The organism is Pseudomonas sp. LBUM1644 (genome assembly GCF_059716195.1).
The window spans coordinates 1,383,929-1,402,646 of record NZ_CP166812.1; the positions used below are offsets into that span (position 1 = coordinate 1,383,929).

The window sequence follows — 18,718 nt, forward strand, 5'->3', positions numbered from 1 at the left end:
GATGACAGACCGCTTTCGCGAGCAAGCCCGCTCCCACAGGGGATGTGTGCTTATGCCGCGATCGCGGGGCGCATCGGGACTTGCTGTATCTCTGGAAACGCCCCAAACAACGCCTTCTGCACCGCTTGCTGCGCTTCGAATGCCAGCGCCGCACGTTCGCGGCCTTCGCAGGCAATCGGCTTGAGCAGATGAATCTCCACATCGCCCCGATCATTGGCGAACAAACGCATCAAGTGCGAGAGCAAATCATCATCGCCAATGAATGGCGCCAGCGAATCATGCTCGCCGTCACGCAGATAACGGATCGCCACCGGCTGCAGTTTCACTTCGGAATCAATCGCCGCCGACAGCAAGCGACCATGAAAGGTGCGCAACGAACGGCCATCGGTGGTGGTGCCTTCCGGGAACATCAATAGCGGATGGGCTTGCTCCAGATGGCGCGTCATCTGTTTGCGGATCAACTGACTGTCGCCTGAGCCCCGACGGATAAACAGGCTGCCAGCCTTCGCCGCCAACCAACCCGCCACCGGCCAGGTGCGCACTTCGGCCTTGGACAGGAACGACATCGGCGTGAGCATGCCCAGCAGCGGGATATCGGTCCAGGACACGTGGTTGCTGACCCAAAGCATCGGCGCCTTTGGCAGCTCGCCGTGAACCGTGACTTTGAAGGGCAGGGCGTTGCTCAACCGTGCCATGAAGAAACGCGACCAGCGCTGGCGGCGAACCATCGAATGGGCAATCCCCAAGCGCTCGAACAGCCCGAACACACCGGCCATGGTCAACCCCAGCGCGACCACCACCAACACACGCGCAACTCGTGCGTACACCCGTAACCGACTCATTACACAGCCGCCTTGAAGTGTTTGGCGTAACGCGGGCAGAGTTCGTCGCGCTTGAGCAGGATGAACACGTCGGCGACCTGGAAGTCCTCGTCCCAGCACGGCTCGCCACAAATCTTCGCGCCCAGGCGCATGTAGGCCTTGAGCAGCGGTGGCATTTCGGCGATGACGTTGGAAGGGATGTCCAGGAGCGGCAGCGGCTTTTTCGGCTCGGCACGCAGGTGTTCGGTGCACAGGTAACGTTCACGCAGACGCTGCATGATCGCGTGCGCCTGTATGCCGCCGTCCTGCATCGGAATGCTCGCGCACCCCATCAAATAGCTATAGCCGCCCTGGTTCAAGACTTCGGCCAGTTCACCCCACAGGACGGCGATGGTGCCGCCATTGCGGTAGGCCGGGTCGACGCAGGTGCGGCCGATTTCGAGGATCGGGCCTTTGAGGTGGACCAGGCCGTGCAGGCTGAATTCTTCTTCGCTGTAAAACCTGCCCAGGCTGCTGGCCGCCGTGTGATCGAGCAAACGGGTGGTCGCCACCAGACGCCCGGTGTTCAGGTCGCGCACTCCAATGTGGGCGCAGTGAACATCATAGTCATCCATGTCCAGACCCAGCTCCGCGCCCTTCAGCTTGGCGTTGAACTCGCCGCTGAACACGTTGAAGCGCAAGGCCTGGGCTTCCTGCAGCGCCTCAGCGCCCACCAGGCGTTCGGCTTGCAGGCGGCGTTCGTTGCCGGTGTCGCTGATACGGGCGATCTGAGTCATGGCGATTCTCCGTGCGGGCTGCTCACCCGTCTTGGGTTACAGCGGATCGACTTTCTTTATCCAGCCTTGTTGTGCAAAGTCAGGCTATGTAGCCCCGGTGTCATCGCCATTAAGCTTTGGTGATGCTTATATGACAGCCCACAAGGAGCCTCTGATGCCCTGGCAAACCCTGTTGAACCGACACGATCGCCTGCCCGTCAACCCGGACCTTGGGGAAGGTTTCGCGGCGTTGTTGCACCAGCTCGGCAGCGTCACGCCGTTCGAACTGGCGGTGGCCGGCGGGCGCTTGATGGCGACGCCGGGGCTGGCGTTTCTGGTGGGTTATCAGGCCGCGTTGCGCATGCTCTGGCCAAGCGCGCCGCTGAGCCTCGGTGCGTTGTGTGCGACTGAACAACGCAGCCTGCGGGTGGCCGAGATGCAAACGCGCCTGACCGATTTGCGCCTGAACGGGCGCAAGGATTTCGTCACCGCCGGCGACGCTGCCGACTGGTTGCTGATCGCTGCGCGCTGTGAAGAACCCGGCGAATCCCCACGCCTGAGCCTGGCCGTGGTCTATCCCGACGAGCCCGGTGTGCGCCTGGAAAAACTTCCGGCCATACCGTTGATGCCGGACATCAGTCATGGCCGGTTGTTTCTCGACAATGCGCTGTGCGAGCTGCTGGCGGGGGACGGCTGGGATGCTTACGTCAAACCCTTTCGCACGCTGGAAGACATCTATGTGCTGAGCGCCATGACGGCCTGGCTGTACGGTATCGGTCAGGACTGCGAATGGCCGCAAGCCTTGCGCTTGCGATTGTTGGCGCTGCTGGCCGGGTGCGCGGAAGTCAGCCGACAGGCGCCGAATACGCCGGCCGGGCATGTGGTGCTGGGCGGGTTGTTTGCGCAGTTCGAAGGGCTCAAGGCCGAGGTGGATCAGGCATTGGCCGGCGGCCCGCAGCATTGGGCGGCGATGTGGCAGCGGGATCAATCGGTAATGGACCTGGCGGCGGGCGCCAGAGGCAAGCGGCTAGCCAAAGCCCTGAACGCAACCTTGTAGGAGCTGCCGCAGGCTGCGATCTTTTGATCTTGATCTTTGATCTTCAGTGGCACAAAAAAAATTAAGATCAAAAGATCGCAGCCTGCGGCAGCTCCTACAAGGCCCGAGTGAATGTCATGAAGCTCGGCTAGGCTCAGCAAGCCAATCCCTCCGAGCGCCAGCCATGTCCAAAGGCTTGTCCCATCTTTTCATGCTGTTGCTCAGCCTCACCGCCCATGCCGAAACCTGGCCCGCCGAGCAATGGCCGACAGGCCCGACAATCACCGGTCCGGCCCTTGAAAGACTGGAGGCCTATGCCTTCCCACTCCGCGACGACAGCACCCGCCAAGGCATCCGCACCGACGCCTTGCTGGTGATCCGCGACGGTCAACTCATCTACGAACACTACGCCGGCCCGACCCGTGTCGACACCCCGCACCTGACCTGGTCCATCAGCAAAAGCCTGATGGCGACCGTGCTCGGAGTGGCTTATGGCGAAGGGCTGTTCACACTTCACGACCCGGTGCTGAAATTCTATCCACCACTGGAAAAACACCCAGCGATGACGATGGCTGATCTGTTGCACTGGGCCTCTGGCCTGGACTGGCAGGAAGAATACGAATATGCACCGCTGAAGTCCTCGGTGGTGGCGATGCTCTACACCCGTGGGCACCACGACATGGCCGCGTTCACTGCCGATCACGCTGAATACGCCCAACCCGGACAGGCCTTTCGCTACTCCAGCGGCGACAGCAATTTGCTGTCCGCCGCGCTGAAAAATATCGTTGGCCCGGCACGTTATCCGGACTATCCATGGACTGCGCTGTTCGAACCTTTGGGGATTCGCCACGCTGTCTGGGAAACCGATGCCACGGGCACGTTCGTTGCGTCGTCCTACGCTTACCTCACCGCCCGTGACCTGGCGCGCGTCGGTCTGCTGATGGCGCGCGATGGCCGTTGGGGTGAGCGGCAATTGCTGCCTAAAGACTGGGTCGCTTTCAACCGCGAACCCTTCGCCCACTTTCACGCCAATGAGGACGACGCGGTGCCCGGCGGCCAATGGTGGCTCAATCGCGCGGTGGATGGTGCGGCACAACCCTGGCCCGAGGCTCCCGTTGATACCTTCGCTGCGCTGGGGCATTGGGGGCAGGCGCTGTACGTGATTCCCAGTGAAAACCTGGTGATCGTGCGCTACGGCGATGACCGCGACGACAGCTACCAACACAACACCTTGCTCAAGCTCGCGCTCAAGGCTTTTGCCACGAAGGTGCAGCCATGAGCCGCCGCAGCTTTGTTCGTCGCCGACCGTTCAGCACGCTGTTGTTGATCCTGTTGATTGCCTTGCTCGGCTGGATCTGGCAAGAGCGCGTAGCGCTGTGGGCGTTCCCCGACATCATCAGCGCCTACACCGCCAAGGAATATTGTTCGTGCCGCTACGTGATGAACAACGACGCCGAGTACTGCCACAGCTACGTGAAACAGTGGCTGCCGACCAGCGGCTTCACCGATGACACGGCCAGCAAGCGCATCACCGTCAGCGGCATGGGCCGCAGTAACAGCGCTGTGTGGGTCGGTGAACGCCAAGGCTGTCGCCTGCAACCCTGAACACCACTTACCTTTGTAGCAGCTGGCGAAGCCTGCGTTCGGCGGCGCAGCCGTCGTGAAATCAAACGCTCCGGTCTTCCTGAAGAACCGCGTTGTCCGGTTTTACGACGGCTGCGCCGCCGAACGCAGGCTTCGCCAGCTGCTACAAGTTTGCAATTGGCTCACGGGCGGTTAAGGTTCGTGCAGGTTAATCCGCCCCAAGAGTCTCTATGCTCAACCGCTCGCTCTGCAAAACCCTCGCCTTCGTTCTGCTGACCAGCGCCGCGCTGACGGCCCACGCCGATTGGTACCTGGACGGCGAGTCCTCGCGGCTGTCGTTCGTCAGCACCAAAAACGCCAATATCTCCGAAGTGCAGCGTTTTCTGGTGCTGCACGGCAAGGTCGATCCCAGGGGGCTGGCCGAGGTGGAAGTCGAGCTTGATTCGGTCAACAGTGGCATTCCACTGCGTGACGAACGTATGCGCAAGGAGCTGTTCGAGATTCAGACCTTTCCTGAAGCGTTGATCACCGCGCAGATCGATTTGCGCCCGATCAACGATCTCGCCCCCGGTGCCCAACTGGAGCTGCGCTTGCCGCTGACCGTCAACCTCCATGGCAAACAACACGAATACAACGCCGAGCTGCTGGCGACCCGTCTCGATGACCGGCGCTTCCAGGTGGTGACCCTTGAGCCGTTGGTGATCAACGCCGCGGATTTCGATCTGGCGCCGGGGCTGGAAACTTTGCGAACAGTCGCCGGTTTATCGGCGATCAGTCTGTCAGTGCCGGTGGGTGCGGTGCTGATTTTCACGGCGCGCTGACATGGCTGGCCCGATTTTTCCCTGGCGTGAGGGCAACAGCTTCGAGCTGCTGATCGACGGTCCGCAGTTTTTCCCGCGCATGTTGGTGGCGATTGCCCGCGCGGAGGAACAGGTCGAACTGGAGCTGTACCTGGTGGAGGCGGGCGCCTGTGCCGAGTCGATGGTCCAGGCGCTGGTCCAGGCCGCCGAACGCGGGGTTCGTGTGCGTTGCCTGTTCGATGATTACGGCAGTCTCGCGTTCACGTTGACGCTGCGTCAGCGGTTGATGACTGCCGGTGTGGAACTGCGTTTCTACAATCGCCTGAGCTGGCGGCGCTGGGTCGGCAACTTCTATCGCGATCATCGCAAGCTGTTGCTGGTGGACCAGAGTCTGGCGGTAGTCGGCGGCACGGGCGTCACCGATGAGTTTTGGACGCCGGGCGAAGACGTCAGCGAATGGCACGAAGTGATGGTGGAAATAACCGGCCCCTTGGTCATCGACTGGCAATTGCTGTTCGATCGCCAATGGATCGCCAACCGCCATCGTCGCGCCTGGAAACCCGCTTCGCATTTCGGCTTGCCGCGCCTGCCACGCGTGCCATCCGTGGGCGAGGGCATGGGCCGTGTCGCCTATGCCGACGCCCGCCAGCACCGCGACATCCTGCAATCACTGGTGCGTGCGCTGAACAGCGGGCAGCGCCGGATCTGGTTGGCCACACCGTATTTCCTGCCAACGTGGAAAGTCCGCCGCTCACTGCGCCGGGCCGCGTCCCGAGGCCTTGACGTGCGCCTGCTGCTGACGGGCCCGCGCACTGATCACCCGTCAGTGCGCTACGCCGGGCACCGTTATTACCCGCGATTGCTCAAGGCCGGCGTGAAAATCTTTGAGTACCAGCCATGCTTCCTGCACCTGAAAATGGTGCTGATCGATGATTGGGTGAGCATTGGCTCGTGCAACTTTGATCACTGGAATTTGCGCTTCAACCTTGAGGCGAACCTCGAGGCGCTGGACCCTGGGCTGACCCGGGCGGTGGCGGCGAGTTTCGAGAAGGACTTTACGCAAAGCCTGGAAGTCAGCCTGGAGGCGTGGCAACGCCGGCCGCTGTGGCGACGGGTCAAGCAGAGGATTTGGGGATGGGTGGATCGATTGGTGGTGAATCTGCTGGATCGCCGGGGGTAGGGCGAGATCAAAAGATCGCAGCCTTCGGCAGCTCCTACAGGGGAATGTGGACCTCTGTAGGAGCTGCCGCAGGCTGCGATCTTTTGCTTTTAAGGGTTACAGCAATTCAAAGCTCTGCTGTGTCACGTCCTGTGAATCCAGGCCGATCTGCACGTTGAACTTGCCCGGTTCCGCCGCGTACTTCAGCTGTGTGTTGTAGAACTTCAGGTCATCTTCGGTGATGGTGAAGTGCACGACTTTCTGTTCACCGGCCTTGAGCATGATTTTCTGGAAGTTCTTCAGTTCCTTGAGCGGCCGGATCATCGAGCCGGTCACGTCCTGGATGTACAACTGCACCACGGTTTCGCCGTCACGCTTGCCGGTGTTTTTCACCATGACGCTGGCGTCGAGCTTGCCGGTCTTGTTCAGCGTGGTCGACGACAACGCCATGTCGGTCAGGCTGAAATCGGTGTAGCTCAGGCCGAAACCGAACGGGAACAGCGGCCCGGTGGTGTCATCGAAATACTGCGAGGTGTAGTTGCCCGGTTTGCCCGGCGTGAACGGCCGGCCAATGCTCAGGTGGTTGTAATAGGTCGGAATCTGACCCACCGAGCGCGGGAAGGTGATGGGCAGTTTGCCCGACGGGTTGTAGTCGCCGAACAGCACGTCCGCGATGGCGTTGCCGCCTTCGGTGCCGCTGAACCAGGTTTCCAGGATGGCGTCAGCCTGGTCCCTTTCTTCGAGGATCGACAGCGGACGACCGTTCATCAACACCAGCACCAACGGTTTGCCGGTGGCCTTCAAGGCTTTGATCAGTTCGCGCTGATTGGCCGGAATGTTGATATCGGTACGGCTCGACGATTCGTGGGACATGCCACGGGACTCGCCCACAGCAGCAACCACGACATCAGCGTCCTTGGCCGCTTTCACCGCTTCGTCGATCAACACCTGGGCGGAGCGCGGATCGTCCACCACTTCCGGCGCGTCGAAGTTGAGGAAGTTCAGGTAATCGAGCACCTTCTTGTCGCCGGTGATGTTGGCGCCACGGGCGTAGATCAGCGTCGATTTGTCGGCGATGGCGGCGTTCATGCCGTCGAACAGGGTCACCGATTGCGCGGGTTTACCGGCAGCGGCCCAACTGCCCATCATGTCGATCGGTGCCTTGGCCAGTGGGCCGACCAAGACGATTTTCGCGGTTTTCTTCAGCGGCAGGGTTTCACCCTGGTTCTTCAGCAACACCAGGCTGCGACGCGCGACGTCGCGGGCCTCGGCACGGTGCAGGCGGCTGTCGGCGTAGGTGTCGGCCGGATCATCCTCAGCCTTGCCGATGCGCAGGTACGGGTCCTTGAACAGGCCCATGTCGTACTTGGCGGCCAGTACTTCACGCACCGCGTTGTCGATGTCCTTCTGTTCAATCTCGCCGGCCTTCAACAGCCCCGGCAGCTCTTTGCCGTACAGGGTGTCGTTCATGCTCATGTCGATGCCGGCCTTGATCGCCAGTTTCGCGGCTTCGCGACCGTCAGCGGCAACACCGTGTTTGATCAGTTCGAAAATCGCCCCGTGGTCGCTGACAGCCAGGCCTTTGAAGCCCCATTCCTTGCGCAACAGGTCGTTCATCAGCCAGGTGTTGGCGGTGGCCGGCACGCCGTTGATCGAGTTCAACGCCACCATCACCCCGCCAGCACCTGCATCGATGGCGGCGCGGTACGGTGGCAAGTAGTCCTGGTACATCTTGACCGGACTCATGTCGACCACGTTGTAGTCGCGGCCACCCTCGACCGCGCCGTACAAGGCAAAGTGCTTGACGCTGGCCATGATGCTGTCGGCCGCGTTCGCCCCAGTGCCCTGGAAGGCCCTGACCATGACGCCGGCAATCCGCGACACCAGATACGTGTCTTCGCCGAAACCTTCGGAGGTGCGGCCCCAACGCGGGTCGCGGGAAATATCGACCATCGGCGCGAAGGTGATGTCGAGGCTATCGGACGCGGCTTCCTTGGCGGCGATGCGCCCGGACAGACCGATGGCGTCCATGTCCCAGCTCGAGGCCAGGGCCAGCGGGATCGGGAAAATGGTGCGGTGGCCGTGGATCACGTCATAGGCGAAGAACATCGGGATCTTCAACCGGCTGCGCATGGCGGCGTCCTGCATCGGACGGTTTTCCGGGCGGGTGATCGAGTTGAACGTACCGCCGATGTTGCCGGCGGCAATTTCCTTGCGGATCAGCTCCCGAGGCATTTCCGGGCCGATGCTGATCAGGCGCAACTGGCCGATTTTTTCATCGAGGGTCATTTGCTTCATCAGGTTGCTGATGAAGGCGTCCTTGTTCTCCAGAGGTGCGGGGGTCGTGGCGGCCAATACGTTATGACTGGCCAGGCTGACGAACAGGCCCAGCAAACACAGCTTCTTCATGAATAGTTTTCTCAAAGGCCTAAACGGCAGTAACGACGCGCCGGTCAGCCAAAATTTAGGGAGCGACTATTGTTGTTCAGGTAAATGCAGCAAACTCGTGAACTGTTTTTGTGCTGGGGCATCTTTTAGCCCATCGGCACGCTTCAATCCAGTGGCGGCGCCGATTATGCCCCAAGAGCCGCGTTCAAAGTTCGCCGGTTGTTTTTTCAACGGAATGTGCAAGGGAGCGTCAACCAGATGAACGTACGACACCACTATCGGTCGAGCCTGCACATTGCAGCCTTGATGTTGCTGACCACACTGCTGGCCGGCTGCGGCATCAACACCATCCCGACCCTCGATGAACAGGCCAAGGCCGCCTGGGGCCAGGTGCAGAACCAGTACCAGCGCCGGGCCGACCTGATTCCCAACTTGGTGGAAACCGTCAAGGGCTACGCCAAGCACGAAGAAGAGACCCTGACCGCGGTGATCGAAGCCCGGGCCAAGGCCACCTCGATCCAGGTGGATGCCAAGACCCTGGATAACCCGGAAAAACTCAAACAGTTCCAGCAGGCCCAGGATCAGCTGACCGGTGCCTTGAGCCGTTTGATGGTGGTGTCCGAGCGTTACCCGGACCTCAAGGCCAACCAGAACTTCCTGGCCTTGCAATCCCAACTGGAAGGCACCGAGAACCGCATCGCCGTGGCGCGTCGCGACTTCATCCTGGCGGTGCAAAAATACAACACCGAGATCCGCACCTTTCCCGGTCGCCTGTGGCACAGCGTGATGTACAGCGACTTGCCGATCCGTGAAACCTTCGAAGCCACTACGCCGGATGCCGAAAAAGCGCCGCAAGTGAAATTCTGAAGGATTTGAAAGTTCCACGGCTTTGATGGCGATTGAATAACCCTGTAGGAGCTGCCGAAGGCTGCGATCTTTTGATCTTGATTTTTAGCACTCCAAAAAAGATCAAGATCAAAAGATCGCAGCCTGCGGCAGCTCCTACAGGGGCAGGCTTGGGAGGTGTGTTAATGCGCGTGTTGAAAGTGGGCCTGGTGCTGTTGCTGTGGGTGTTTGCCCTGGCGGCCCAAGCCGAGCTGAAGTTTCCCGCACTGACCGGGCGGGTGGTGGATAACGCCCAGATGATCGAGCCGTCAGTGCGCGAGCAACTGACGCAGCAACTCCAGGCCCATGAAACGGCTACCGGCGAGCAGTTGGTGGTGGTCACGTTGCCGGACTTGCAGGGCACCGACATCGCGGACTTCGGCTATCAGCTGGGGCGCTACTGGGGCATCGGTCAGAAGGACAAAAACAACGGCGCGCTGCTGATTGTCGCGCGTGACGAGCGCAAGCTGCGGATTGAAGTCGGGTACGGCCTGGAAGACCGGCTGACCGATGCGCAAAGTTCGGTGATCATCAATCAGGTCATCACGCCCGCGTTCAAGACCGGCAACTTCAGCAAAGGCATCAGCGACGGCGTCGCGGCAATGCTGGTGGTGTTGGGTGGCAGTCCGCTGGATGAACCGTCGACGGTCTATGAGTCGCGAGGTGATGAGGACAGCGACTTCGTGTCGCGGCACCCCGGCGTATTCGTGTTTCTGGTGATGCTGTTCATCCTGACGATTTTCGTCCTGCAAATGCTTGGGCTTCTGCCGGCCGGCCGAGGGGGCTCAGGTGGTTCGAGCGGCGGTTTCGGCGGCGGAGGGTTTGGTGGCGGCGGTGGCGGCGGAGGCTTCAGCGGTGGCGGGGGCAGTTTCGGGGGCGGCGGTTCGTCGGGCGGCTGGTGAAGACAATAATGAGTAGGCATTTATAAACATGGCATTACTGACCGAACACGAACAACGCAAAGTCGCCGAGGCGATTGCCCGGGTCGAGCGCGACACCGACGCCGAACTGGTGACCGTGCTCGCGGCCCGCGCCGACGACTATGCGTATATCCCGTTGCTATGGGCCAGCCTGCTGGCACTGATGGTGCCGGGTATCGCGCATTACCTGACGGGCTGGCTGACCTTGCACAGTTTGCTGCTGGTGCAATGGGGCACCTTTATCGTGCTGTGCCTGGTGTTCCGGATTCCGAAAGTCACCACCTACCTGATCCCGCGCTCGGTGCGTCACTGGCGCGCCTCGAACCTGGCGCGCCGACAGTTTCTGGAGCAAAACCTGCACCACACGGTGGGCAGCACCGGGATGCTGATTTTCGTCTCCGAGGCCGAGCGCTATGTGGAGATCCTGGTGGATGAGGGCATTTCCAAACGGTTGGATAACAGCAACTGGGACGCGATTGTTGCGGCGTTCACTCAGCAGGTGAAACAGGGGCAGACGTTGCAAGGGTTTGTCACCTGCGTTGAGGCCTGCGGCGAATTGCTGAAAGTGCATGTGCCGGTGACGCACGTGCGCAATGAACTGCCGAATCGGTTGGTGGTTTTAGGCTGACTTCTGGTCGCGCCGTACTCCTTGTAGCAGCGGGCGAAGCCTGCGTTCGGCTGCGCAGCAGTCGTAAAACCGGTATGCAGGGTTTGCCTGAAAGACCGCAGTGCCTGAATTCACGACTGCTGCGCAGCCGGACGCAGGCTTCGCCAGCTGCTACGGATCGCACCGTTCGGGAAATTACCCGTGCCCTCAATCCCCATCCCCCTTAAAATACCCGCCAATTCCCGACCCGCACCGTCCGAGGCTGTTTTTTCCATGTCTGTCACCGCCACTCCCGCCAGCCTCGCGCCGGATCACCACGCCCAATTCATCGACCTGCTGCAAACCAGCCTCGACGCCAACGCCTTCATCAAACTGGTGCTGGCCAAGTACGTCGGCACCGAGGCGGATTTGCAACGGCTGATCATCAAGCAGCTAATGGTCAAGGAACAGCCCTGCCTGTCCTTCGTCTACCGCTACAAAACCCGCGACATCACCAAGAACCTGCCAATTGCAGAGGGCGTAGCGACTCTCGCCGCGTTGTTGCCCGCTTCGTTCAAAAATGCGCATTTACTGTCGTTGACCGACGAAGTCCAGCTCGAATACAGCAAAAAGGGCAAGTCTTCGCTGTTCAAGAGCAAACCTCAGCAATTGCGTGAAGTGCCGTCCGCCGAACATAACCGCGAAAAAAACCGCTTTCTCGACCTCAGCCGACCGTTCCTCGCCGACCTCGGTGTGACCAACAGCAAGCATGAGCTGATCCCGGCGATGTCGCGCAAGTGGAAGCAGATCAACAAGTTCATCGAAGTGTTCAGTCACGCGCTGACCACTTCGCCGCTGGCGCTGGACAAACCGGTGCAAGTGGCGGATTTCGGCTCGGGCAAGGGTTACCTGACGTTTGCCATCCATGACTACCTGCGCAACACCCTGAACGCCGAAGGCGTGGTGACGGGCGTCGAGTTGCGTGAAGACATGGTTGATCTGTGCAACAGCGCCGCTGCGAAACTTGAGCATCCGGGGCTGGTGTTCAAGTGCGGTGACGTGCGCAGCGTGGCGCCGAGCGAGCTGGACGTGATGATCGCGCTGCACGCCTGTGACATCGCCACGGATTATGCGATTCATACCGGCATTCGTTCCGGCGCGTCGATCATCATGTGCTCGCCGTGCTGCCACAAGCAGATCCGTCTGCAAATCCAGAGCCCGGCGCTGCTCAAGCCAATGCTGCAATACGGTCTGCACCTGGGCCAGCAGGCGGAAATGGTCACCGACAGTTTGCGTGCGCTGTTCCTCGAAGCCTGCGGTTACGAGACCAAGGTGTTCGAGTTCATCTCACTGGACCACACCAACAAGAACAAGATGATCCTGGGGGTCAAACGCGCCGAGCCGGTGAACCCGGCCCAGCTGGTGGTGAAGATTCAAGAGCTGAAGGATTTCTACCACATCACCGAGCACTGCCTCGAAACCCTGCTGCGCTCCGACGGCCTCCTGAGCTGATCCCGAAAAAATCGCTGCCTCTGTAGGAGCTGCCGAAGGCTGCGATCTTTTGATTGTGTTTTAAAGGATAAGATCAAAAGATCGCAGCCTTCGGCAGCTCCTACAAGGTTATGCCGTTGCGACCTGTGCGGGTTTGACGGCGGTCTTGCGCCCCAACATCACCGTGACGATCACGCCGGCGGCAAACAGCCAGGTGATCGGCTCGATGTGTTCGCCGAAGAACAACGCCGAGAACGCGATGGTGAAGAAAATCTGCAGCAACTGGATTTGACTGACCCGGGCAATACCCCCCATGGCCAGCCCGGCGTACCAGGCAAAGAACCCGATGAACTGCGAAAACATCGAGACGTAGCCAAACGCCCACCAGGTCTTGGCCGAAATCTCACCCTGATGTTGCAGCGCCAGGTACACCACCGGCCCGATCAGCAGTGGCGTCGACAGCACCAGCGCCCAGCAGATCACCTGCCAACCGCCCATCTCCTTGGCCAACCGGCCACCCTCGGCGTAGCCCAAGCCACCCACAGCAATGGCACCGAGCATCAGCAAATCACCGGCCTGAATACTGCCGGCACCGCTGATCAGTGCATAACCGAGCACCAGCGCACTGCCCAGTGCGGCGCAGGCCCAGAAGGCTTTCGATGGTCGTTCGTGAGACAGCCACGCGGCGTACAGCGCGACGCACAGCGGCTGTAACCCGTTGACCAGTGCGCCGTGGGACGCCGGCAAGGTTTGCATGGCCCAGGCCGAGAGCACCGGGAAGCCGAGAATGACCCCGGCAATCACCAGCGTCAGGCCTTTGACCTGCTTCCAGGTCGGCCATTTCTCCCGTCGCCACAGCAACAGCAACGCCGCCGGGATCGCCGCGAACAGCGCACGGCCCAAACCATTGAGCAGCGGATGGAGTTCCTGCACGACGATCCGTGTGAAGGGCAGGGTGAGGCTGAAGATCACAACGCCGAGCAGGCCGAGGGCCATGCCGGTGTTTTCGCGCGAGGACATGATGGCAACCAGAATCGAGGGTGATTGGACGTGTACTCATCTAGCCATAAACCCCGGGCTTCGCGCTGTTACAGATAGGCGCAGAGTTATCCGTACAGTTGCGAGTAATGCTCGCAACGTAGGAGCTGCCGAAGGCTGCGATCTTTTAATCAGCCGCGCCCCCATCCAATGTGATCCATTTCAGACCTTAAAGATCAAGATCAAAAGATCGCAGCCTTCGGCAGCTCCTACAGATGAAACAGATGAAACAGATGAAACAGGCGATCAACGTAGTAGGCGAGTATTACCTCCCGTGCAGATTAAGGACTACCTTGAATACTCCTACACATCCCCCAGAGGAGTCCTCCCCATGGCTGCCAAGAAAATCCTGATGCTGGTCGGCGATTACGTCGAAGACTACGAAGTGATGGTGCCGTTCCAGGCACTGTTGATGGTCGGCCACACGGTGCATGCGGTGTGCCCGGACAAAACCGCCGGCCAGACCGTGCGCACGGCGATACATGACTTTGAGGGCGACCAGACGTACAGCGAAAAACCCGGGCACTTGTTTGCCCTGAACTTCGACTTCGCCAAGGTAAAGTCCGAGGACTACGACGCGGTGGTGATTCCCGGCGGTCGTGCGCCGGAATACCTGCGCCTGAACGAAAAAGTCCTGGAGCTGGTGCGAGCGTTCGACAAGGCCGGCAAACCGATCGCCGCGGTGTGTCACGGTGCGCAATTACTGGCGGCGGCGGGGATTCTCGAAGGTCGCGAGTGCAGCGCTTACCCGGCCTGTGCCCCGGAAGTACGCCTGGCGGGCGGTACGTTCATCGATATCCCGGTGACGGAAGGTCACGTTCAAGGCAATCTGGCCACGGCTCCGGCCTGGCCGGCGCACCCGAACTGGCTCGCGGGTTTCCTCGGGTTGCTGGGTACCAAAATCACGCTGTAACGAGGGACGTTGCCATGTGCGAGCTCTACGTCAAAGCCGATCCGATTCTCTACGAATCGCGCTCCCGCTCGCTGCGCATCTGCGGGGTGGTCACCACCCTGCGGCTGGAGAATCAGTTCTGGGACATCCTCAGCGAAATCGCCGAGGTCGACGGCATGACCACCAACCAGTTGATCGCCAAGCTGTATGAAGAGGTGATGGACTATCGCGGCGAAGTGGTGAATTTCGCCTCGTTTTTGCGGGTGAGTTGTACGCGGTACCTGAGTCAGCGACGGGTTGCACCGCCGCAGATGAGTGTTGTGCGTTCAGCCTGAACATCAAAAGATCGCAGCCTTCGGCAGCTCCTACATGAAGGCTGCGATCTTTTGATCTTGCTGTAGAGGTGGTCTTTACTCTGAAGCGCGAAACCTCTCAATCGCCAAGGAGAAACAGCATGTCCGGATGGTACGAAGTGAGCAAAAGCAGCAGCGGTCAGTTCAGGTTTGTCCTGAAGGCCGCCAACGCCGAAACCATTCTGACCAGCGAGCTGTACACCACCCGCGCCGCTGCCGATAAAGGCATTGCGTCGGTTCAAGGCAACAGCCCGCTGGATGAGCGCTACGAGAAGAAAACCACCAAGGATGGTCATCCTTACTTCAACCTCACGGCCGGCAATCACGAGATCATCGGCAGCAGCGAGTCTTACGCCACCGCCGCCGCGATGGATAAAGGCATCGCCAGCGTCAAGGCCAACGGCCCGACCAGCGTGATCAAGGACAAGACTTTGCCGGTGCTTTAAAAAATCAAAAGATCGCAGCCATGTAGGAGCTGCCGCAGGCTGCGATCTTTTGATCTTGCCCCTAAACCTCTACCGGTACGGTGAGCTTCGGACTCCCCAGCGCATGGGTTTTCGAATCAAAAAACCGCAACTCACTCCCTGTCCCCTCAAACACCTTCGCGTAGTGCCGCTTCTGATGCTGGATAAACGCCTTGCTGCGTGGGTAAATCGAGATCGCCACCACCTTCGGTTGCGCCTGGCGCAAGGCATGAATGATGTGGCTGTCCTGCTCACCCAACGCATGCCCAAAGACACACAACCCCTCGCCATGCCCCAGCAACTGGTCATAACAGAACGACAAATAATCCGAACTGCGAATGGTCTTGAGCTTGTCCGCACTGGGCCCTTCGTTGACAAACAGTGGCACGTCATCCAGCGTCTTGATCGTATTGTTGATCGCGAAACTGCCGAGCAACGTGCCCTCGGTCGACATCAGCTTGCGCGCCGTGCCGTCCTGATTGCGGACCAGATGCAAGCCGCCGTGCAGGTACAGCAAACGGGTTTTATCGGTCGCCTTGGCGCTCAGGTCGAAACCGGGTTCTGTCCCCTGGAACAGGTCGCTGATGGCGTCCGGCTGCTGCTGGAGGGCCCAGGAGTTGAGCAAGTCATAGTTGGTGGTAAATACCGTCTGATAGCTGCGCAATTCCTGGTTGATCGTCGCCAGCGTCGACGGCACGACCAGCCGCCACGGGATGTGCACCGCGTGGACGGTATTGATCAGGGCTTCCTTGATCGCGTAGTAACGATTGCGCGGCGCGGCGGAGCTGACGGCCAGCGCCTTGTTGACCCGGCTGGTGGTTTTCAGCGCGCTGAGCACCTGCTCGAAACTGCGTGTCTGCATCGCGTCGAACACGCTCAGCTCGGACTGGCTCAGGGGTTTCTCTTCGACGGTGCGGGCGTTTTCAAACAGGGAGTCGTAGCCGAAATCATCCCACACCGCACGGCTGGCACCGTTGCCCACCAGCAGGCCGCTGATCGAGGCGGTGGCGCGCAAGGCGTTCCAGTCTTCAAGTTCGGCGTCAACATCCTGGAAATCGGTCATTGCGGTGGTCGTCTCAAAGCAAAAGGTCGGATGGGCGGCGACTTTATCACGACCGGGACTTGAGCCAGATCAAGTTAACGCACGACGGATGGGGCGATCCTGTGGGGACTCTGGATCGGCACCGCCGGTTCGGCCCACGCCAGGAGATTCGCCCATGAGCAGCACGTTTTTTATCCCCGCCGTGAACATCATGGGCGTCGGTTGCCTCGACGAAGCCATGACCGCCATCGGCAAGTACGGTTTTCGCAAGGCGTTGATCGTCACTGACGCCGGGCTGGCCAAGGCTGGCGTGGCGGCAATGATTGCCGGGAAACTGGCGTTGCAGGACATCGACTCGGTGATCTTTGACGGCGCCAGGCCGAACCCGAGCATCGCCAACGTTGAACGTGGCTTGGGCCTGCTCAAGGAAAGCCGTTGTGATTTCGTGGTGTCGCTGGGGGGTGGTTCGCCCCACGACTGCGCCAAAGGCATCGCGTTGTGTGCGACCAACGGTGGACAGATCCGCGATTACGAAGGCGTCGATCAGTCCAGCAAACCGCAACTGCCGCTGATCGCCATCAACACCACCGCCGGCACGGCCAGCGAGATGACCCGTTTCTGCATCATCACCGACGAAACGCGCCACGTGAAAATGGCCATCGTCGACCGCAACGTCACGCCGCTGCTGTCGGTCAACGACCCGGCGCTGATGGTCGCCATGCCCAAGAGCCTGACCGCGGCTACCGGCATGGACGCGCTGACCCACGCCATCGAGGCCTACGTTTCCACCGCTGCGAATCCGATTACCGATGCTTGCGCGCTGAAAGCCATCGCCCTGATCAGCAACAATCTGCGCCTGGCCGTGCGCGATGGCAGTGACCTGGCCGCACGGGAAAACATGGCCTACGCACAGTTCCTCGCGGGCATGGCGTTCAACAATGCGTCCCTGGGGTTTGTCCACGCCATGGCCCACCAATTGGGTGGTTTCTATGACTTGCCGCACGGTGTGTGCAACGCCGTGCTGCTGCCCCATGTGCAAAGCTTCAACGCGCTGGTATGCGCGGTTCGCCTGACCGACGTCGCGCATGCCATGGGCGCCGACATTCGCGGGTTCAGTCCGGAAGAGGGCGCGCAAGCAGCCATCGCGGCGATCCGTACCCTGGCCAGGGACGTGGAGATACCTGCGGGATTGCGTGAACTCGGTGTCAGGCTCAATGACATACCGACCCTCGCCAGCAACGCCTTGAAAGATGCGTGTGGCGTGACCAATCCACGGGCGGCGGATCAGCGCCAGATCGAGGAGATTTTTCGCAACGCGTTCTGATCGCGTCTCGGCGGCGGCGAAAAGGACGTTATGCTGCGACTTCGTCCGATCCACTGTCGCCGAGTCCCCTATGCTGCAAAAAAGCCTGATCCGCCGCCTCGACCTGATCACCTTGCAGCTGTTTGTCGCCGTCCATGAAGAAGGCACGCTGACCCGTGCCGCCGCGCGTGAGGCGATTGCCGTGTCGGCCGCAAGCAAGCGTTTGATGGAGCTGGAAGAAGCGCTGGGCATCAGTTTGTTCGTGCGTCAGGCCAAGGGCATGACGCTGACGCCGGCCGGGGAAACCCTGTTGCACCACGCCCGGCAGATGCTGTTCAACGTCGAGAAAATGGGGCTCGAACTGGGCGAGCACAGCCATGGTGTGCGCGGCTACGTAAGGATGCTCGCCAACCTGTCGGCGATCATCCAGTTTCTGCCCGAAGACCTGCGCGATTTTTCCGAGCGCCATCCCCAGGTCAAGACCGACCTCGAAGAACGTCCCAGCAACGGGGTGATTCAGGGTGTGCTGGATGGCGTGGCCGACCTCGGCATCTGCTCCAGTGACAGCGACGTCAAAGGCCTGCACAGCGTGCTGTATCGACAGGACAAACTGGTGGTGTTGATGCCGACGCATCATCCGCTGGCCAGCCGCTCGACCCTGGCGTTCGCCGACACGCTGGACAGCGATTACGTCGGTCTGCACGCGGCCAGTTCGATCAACATGCGCACTCACGCCGCCGCCCGCCAGGCCGGGAAAGTATTGCGGCTGCGGATACACGTGCCGGGGTTCGATGCGATGTGCCGGATGGTCCAGGCCAACATGGGTATCGGGATTTTGCCGCAAAAGGCTTATGAGTTGTTTGGCCGGGCGCTGGGTTTGCATGCGGTGCCGCTGAGCGATGACTGGTCCGATCGGGCGTTGATCATTGTGGTGCGCGATGAAGCGGCGCTGTCGCCGGTGAGCCGGATGTTGTTTGAGCAGTTGCGAGTAATGCTCGCAACGTAGGAGCTGCCGAAGGCTGCGATCTTTTGATCTTGCTTTTGATCTTCCATGCATGCCGAAAAGATCAAGACCAAGATCAAAAGATCGCAGCCTTCGGCAGCTCCTACAGGTGATTACTGCGCCGGGCGTTCGCGTTTCACGAACGCCCGTTGCCAACTGAAGGTTGGATTCCCGGCCCCTCGTTCCTCTAGCCTTGGC

General features: G+C 60.4%; 19 protein-coding genes. 14 read left to right on the top strand and 5 right to left on the bottom strand.

Annotated features, from left to right (window positions below; genetic code table 11):
• Positions 1-50 precede the first annotated feature (50 nt).
• Both ACA052_RS06310 and olsB read right to left on the bottom strand, forming a co-directional pair.
• Positions 51-842 (bottom strand): lysophospholipid acyltransferase family protein, encoded by a 792-nt coding sequence (locus tag ACA052_RS06310; protein ID WP_497648872.1) that lies wholly within the window; start codon positions 840-842, stop codon positions 51-53.
• Entirely contained in the window at positions 842-1,597 is a 756-nt protein-coding gene (gene olsB, locus ACA052_RS06315; protein WP_497648873.1) for an L-ornithine N(alpha)-acyltransferase, read from the bottom strand. The genes ACA052_RS06310 and olsB overlap by 1 nt, the downstream gene beginning before the upstream one ends.
• A gap of 154 nt (positions 1,598-1,751) precedes the next feature.
• Between olsB and ACA052_RS06320 the strand changes: the two genes are divergently transcribed.
• The 5 genes from ACA052_RS06320 to ACA052_RS06340 all read left to right on the top strand — a co-directional run bounded on the left by ACA052_RS06320 (position 1,752) and on the right by ACA052_RS06340 (position 6,176).
• On the top strand, positions 1,752-2,633 hold the full coding sequence (locus tag ACA052_RS06320) for an acyl-CoA dehydrogenase (protein WP_497648874.1): 882 nt from the start codon (positions 1,752-1,754) through the stop codon (positions 2,631-2,633).
• Positions 2,634-2,796: 163 nt separating this feature from the next.
• Positions 2,797-3,891, top strand: coding sequence for a serine hydrolase domain-containing protein (locus tag ACA052_RS06325; RefSeq protein WP_497648875.1), 1,095 nt, complete (start codon positions 2,797-2,799; stop codon positions 3,889-3,891).
• Positions 3,888-4,217 carry an amidase gene (locus ACA052_RS06330; RefSeq protein ID WP_497648876.1) on the top strand — a complete coding sequence of 110 codons (330 nt, stop codon included), beginning with the start codon at positions 3,888-3,890 and terminating at the stop codon, positions 4,215-4,217. Before ACA052_RS06325 ends, ACA052_RS06330 begins: the two co-directional genes overlap by 4 nt.
• A gap of 209 nt (positions 4,218-4,426) precedes the next feature.
• Positions 4,427-5,017 (top strand): YceI family protein, encoded by a 591-nt coding sequence (locus ACA052_RS06335; RefSeq protein WP_497648877.1) that lies wholly within the window; start codon positions 4,427-4,429, stop codon positions 5,015-5,017.
• Position 5,018: 1 nt separating this feature from the next.
• Positions 5,019-6,176: a phospholipase D-like domain-containing protein gene (locus ACA052_RS06340; RefSeq protein WP_497648878.1), complete on the top strand. Its 1,158-nt coding sequence runs from the start codon at positions 5,019-5,021 to the stop codon at positions 6,174-6,176.
• A 96-nt stretch (positions 6,177-6,272) separates the two neighbouring features.
• Here the strand turns inward: ACA052_RS06340 and bglX are convergent, their stop codons facing one another.
• Positions 6,273-8,564: a beta-glucosidase BglX gene (bglX, locus tag ACA052_RS06345; RefSeq protein WP_497648879.1), complete on the bottom strand. Its 2,292-nt coding sequence runs from the start codon at positions 8,562-8,564 to the stop codon at positions 6,273-6,275.
• Between the two features lie 237 nt (positions 8,565-8,801).
• Between bglX and ACA052_RS06350 the strand changes: the two genes are divergently transcribed.
• From ACA052_RS06350 to ACA052_RS06365, 4 genes are all read left to right on the top strand, one after another.
• Entirely contained in the window at positions 8,802-9,410 is a 609-nt protein-coding gene (locus tag ACA052_RS06350) for a LemA family protein (RefSeq protein ID WP_497648880.1), read from the top strand.
• 164 nt (positions 9,411-9,574) lie between these two features.
• Complete coding sequence (locus ACA052_RS06355; RefSeq protein ID WP_497648881.1) at positions 9,575-10,330, top strand: TPM domain-containing protein; 756 nt, start codon at positions 9,575-9,577, stop codon at positions 10,328-10,330.
• A 28-nt stretch (positions 10,331-10,358) separates the two neighbouring features.
• On the top strand, positions 10,359-10,976 hold the full coding sequence (locus ACA052_RS06360; protein ID WP_497648882.1) for a TPM domain-containing protein: 618 nt from the start codon (positions 10,359-10,361) through the stop codon (positions 10,974-10,976).
• Positions 10,977-11,228: 252 nt separating this feature from the next.
• Positions 11,229-12,446, top strand: coding sequence for a class I SAM-dependent methyltransferase (locus ACA052_RS06365; RefSeq protein ID WP_497648883.1), 1,218 nt, complete (start codon positions 11,229-11,231; stop codon positions 12,444-12,446).
• A gap of 108 nt (positions 12,447-12,554) precedes the next feature.
• Here ACA052_RS06365 and ACA052_RS06370 read toward each other — a convergent pair whose 3' ends face one another.
• Positions 12,555-13,445 (bottom strand): DMT family transporter, encoded by an 891-nt coding sequence (locus tag ACA052_RS06370; protein WP_497648884.1) that lies wholly within the window; start codon positions 13,443-13,445, stop codon positions 12,555-12,557.
• A gap of 349 nt (positions 13,446-13,794) precedes the next feature.
• On the opposite strand from ACA052_RS06370, the gene ACA052_RS06375 reads away from it, so the two are divergent.
• The 3 genes from ACA052_RS06375 to ACA052_RS06385 all read left to right on the top strand — a co-directional run bounded on the left by ACA052_RS06375 (position 13,795) and on the right by ACA052_RS06385 (position 15,154).
• The gene (locus tag ACA052_RS06375; protein WP_497648885.1) at positions 13,795-14,376 is read left to right on the top strand and encodes a DJ-1/PfpI family protein; all 582 of its coding nucleotides are present in this window, start codon (positions 13,795-13,797) and stop codon (positions 14,374-14,376) included.
• Between the two features lie 14 nt (positions 14,377-14,390).
• A complete protein-coding gene (locus ACA052_RS06380; RefSeq protein ID WP_497648886.1) occupies positions 14,391-14,690 on the top strand; it encodes a ribbon-helix-helix domain-containing protein in 300 nt (99 codons plus the stop codon).
• Positions 14,691-14,809: 119 nt separating this feature from the next.
• Positions 14,810-15,154: a YegP family protein gene (locus ACA052_RS06385; RefSeq protein WP_497648887.1), complete on the top strand. Its 345-nt coding sequence runs from the start codon at positions 14,810-14,812 to the stop codon at positions 15,152-15,154.
• 61 nt (positions 15,155-15,215) lie between these two features.
• On the opposite strand, the gene ACA052_RS06390 is transcribed toward ACA052_RS06385, so the two are convergent.
• On the bottom strand, positions 15,216-16,235 hold the full coding sequence (locus tag ACA052_RS06390; RefSeq protein ID WP_497648888.1) for a DUF4917 family protein: 1,020 nt from the start codon (positions 16,233-16,235) through the stop codon (positions 15,216-15,218).
• A 154-nt stretch (positions 16,236-16,389) separates the two neighbouring features.
• On the opposite strand from ACA052_RS06390, the gene yiaY reads away from it, so the two are divergent.
• Entirely contained in the window at positions 16,390-17,538 is a 1,149-nt protein-coding gene (gene yiaY, locus ACA052_RS06395; RefSeq protein WP_497648889.1) for an L-threonine dehydrogenase, read from the top strand.
• A 70-nt stretch (positions 17,539-17,608) separates the two neighbouring features.
• Positions 17,609-18,523: a LysR family transcriptional regulator gene (locus ACA052_RS06400; protein ID WP_497648890.1), complete on the top strand. Its 915-nt coding sequence runs from the start codon at positions 17,609-17,611 to the stop codon at positions 18,521-18,523.
• Positions 18,524-18,718 lie beyond the last annotated feature (195 nt).

Excerpts from the sequence above, each read along its gene's own strand:
- ACA052_RS06310 (WP_497648872.1), bottom strand. The coding sequence starts at position 842 with ATGAGTCGGTTACGGGTGTACGCACGAGTTGCGCGTGTGTTGGTGGTG.
- olsB (WP_497648873.1), bottom strand. The coding sequence starts at position 1,597 with ATGACTCAGATCGCCCGTATCAGCGACACCGGCAACGAACGCCGCCTG.
- ACA052_RS06320 (WP_497648874.1), top strand. The coding sequence starts at position 1,752 with ATGCCCTGGCAAACCCTGTTGAACCGACACGATCGCCTGCCCGTCAAC.
- ACA052_RS06325 (WP_497648875.1), top strand. The coding sequence starts at position 2,797 with ATGTCCAAAGGCTTGTCCCATCTTTTCATGCTGTTGCTCAGCCTCACC.
- ACA052_RS06330 (WP_497648876.1), top strand. The coding sequence starts at position 3,888 with ATGAGCCGCCGCAGCTTTGTTCGTCGCCGACCGTTCAGCACGCTGTTG.
- ACA052_RS06335 (WP_497648877.1), top strand. The coding sequence starts at position 4,427 with ATGCTCAACCGCTCGCTCTGCAAAACCCTCGCCTTCGTTCTGCTGACC.
- ACA052_RS06340 (WP_497648878.1), top strand. The coding sequence starts at position 5,019 with ATGGCTGGCCCGATTTTTCCCTGGCGTGAGGGCAACAGCTTCGAGCTG.
- bglX (WP_497648879.1), bottom strand. The coding sequence starts at position 8,564 with ATGAAGAAGCTGTGTTTGCTGGGCCTGTTCGTCAGCCTGGCCAGTCAT.
- ACA052_RS06350 (WP_497648880.1), top strand. The coding sequence starts at position 8,802 with ATGAACGTACGACACCACTATCGGTCGAGCCTGCACATTGCAGCCTTG.
- ACA052_RS06355 (WP_497648881.1), top strand. The coding sequence starts at position 9,575 with ATGCGCGTGTTGAAAGTGGGCCTGGTGCTGTTGCTGTGGGTGTTTGCC.
- ACA052_RS06360 (WP_497648882.1), top strand. The coding sequence starts at position 10,359 with ATGGCATTACTGACCGAACACGAACAACGCAAAGTCGCCGAGGCGATT.
- ACA052_RS06365 (WP_497648883.1), top strand. The coding sequence starts at position 11,229 with ATGTCTGTCACCGCCACTCCCGCCAGCCTCGCGCCGGATCACCACGCC.
- ACA052_RS06370 (WP_497648884.1), bottom strand. The coding sequence starts at position 13,445 with ATGTCCTCGCGCGAAAACACCGGCATGGCCCTCGGCCTGCTCGGCGTT.
- ACA052_RS06375 (WP_497648885.1), top strand. The coding sequence starts at position 13,795 with ATGGCTGCCAAGAAAATCCTGATGCTGGTCGGCGATTACGTCGAAGAC.
- ACA052_RS06380 (WP_497648886.1), top strand. The coding sequence starts at position 14,391 with ATGTGCGAGCTCTACGTCAAAGCCGATCCGATTCTCTACGAATCGCGC.
- ACA052_RS06385 (WP_497648887.1), top strand. The coding sequence starts at position 14,810 with ATGTCCGGATGGTACGAAGTGAGCAAAAGCAGCAGCGGTCAGTTCAGG.
- ACA052_RS06390 (WP_497648888.1), bottom strand. The coding sequence starts at position 16,235 with ATGACCGATTTCCAGGATGTTGACGCCGAACTTGAAGACTGGAACGCC.
- yiaY (WP_497648889.1), top strand. The coding sequence starts at position 16,390 with ATGAGCAGCACGTTTTTTATCCCCGCCGTGAACATCATGGGCGTCGGT.
- ACA052_RS06400 (WP_497648890.1), top strand. The coding sequence starts at position 17,609 with ATGCTGCAAAAAAGCCTGATCCGCCGCCTCGACCTGATCACCTTGCAG.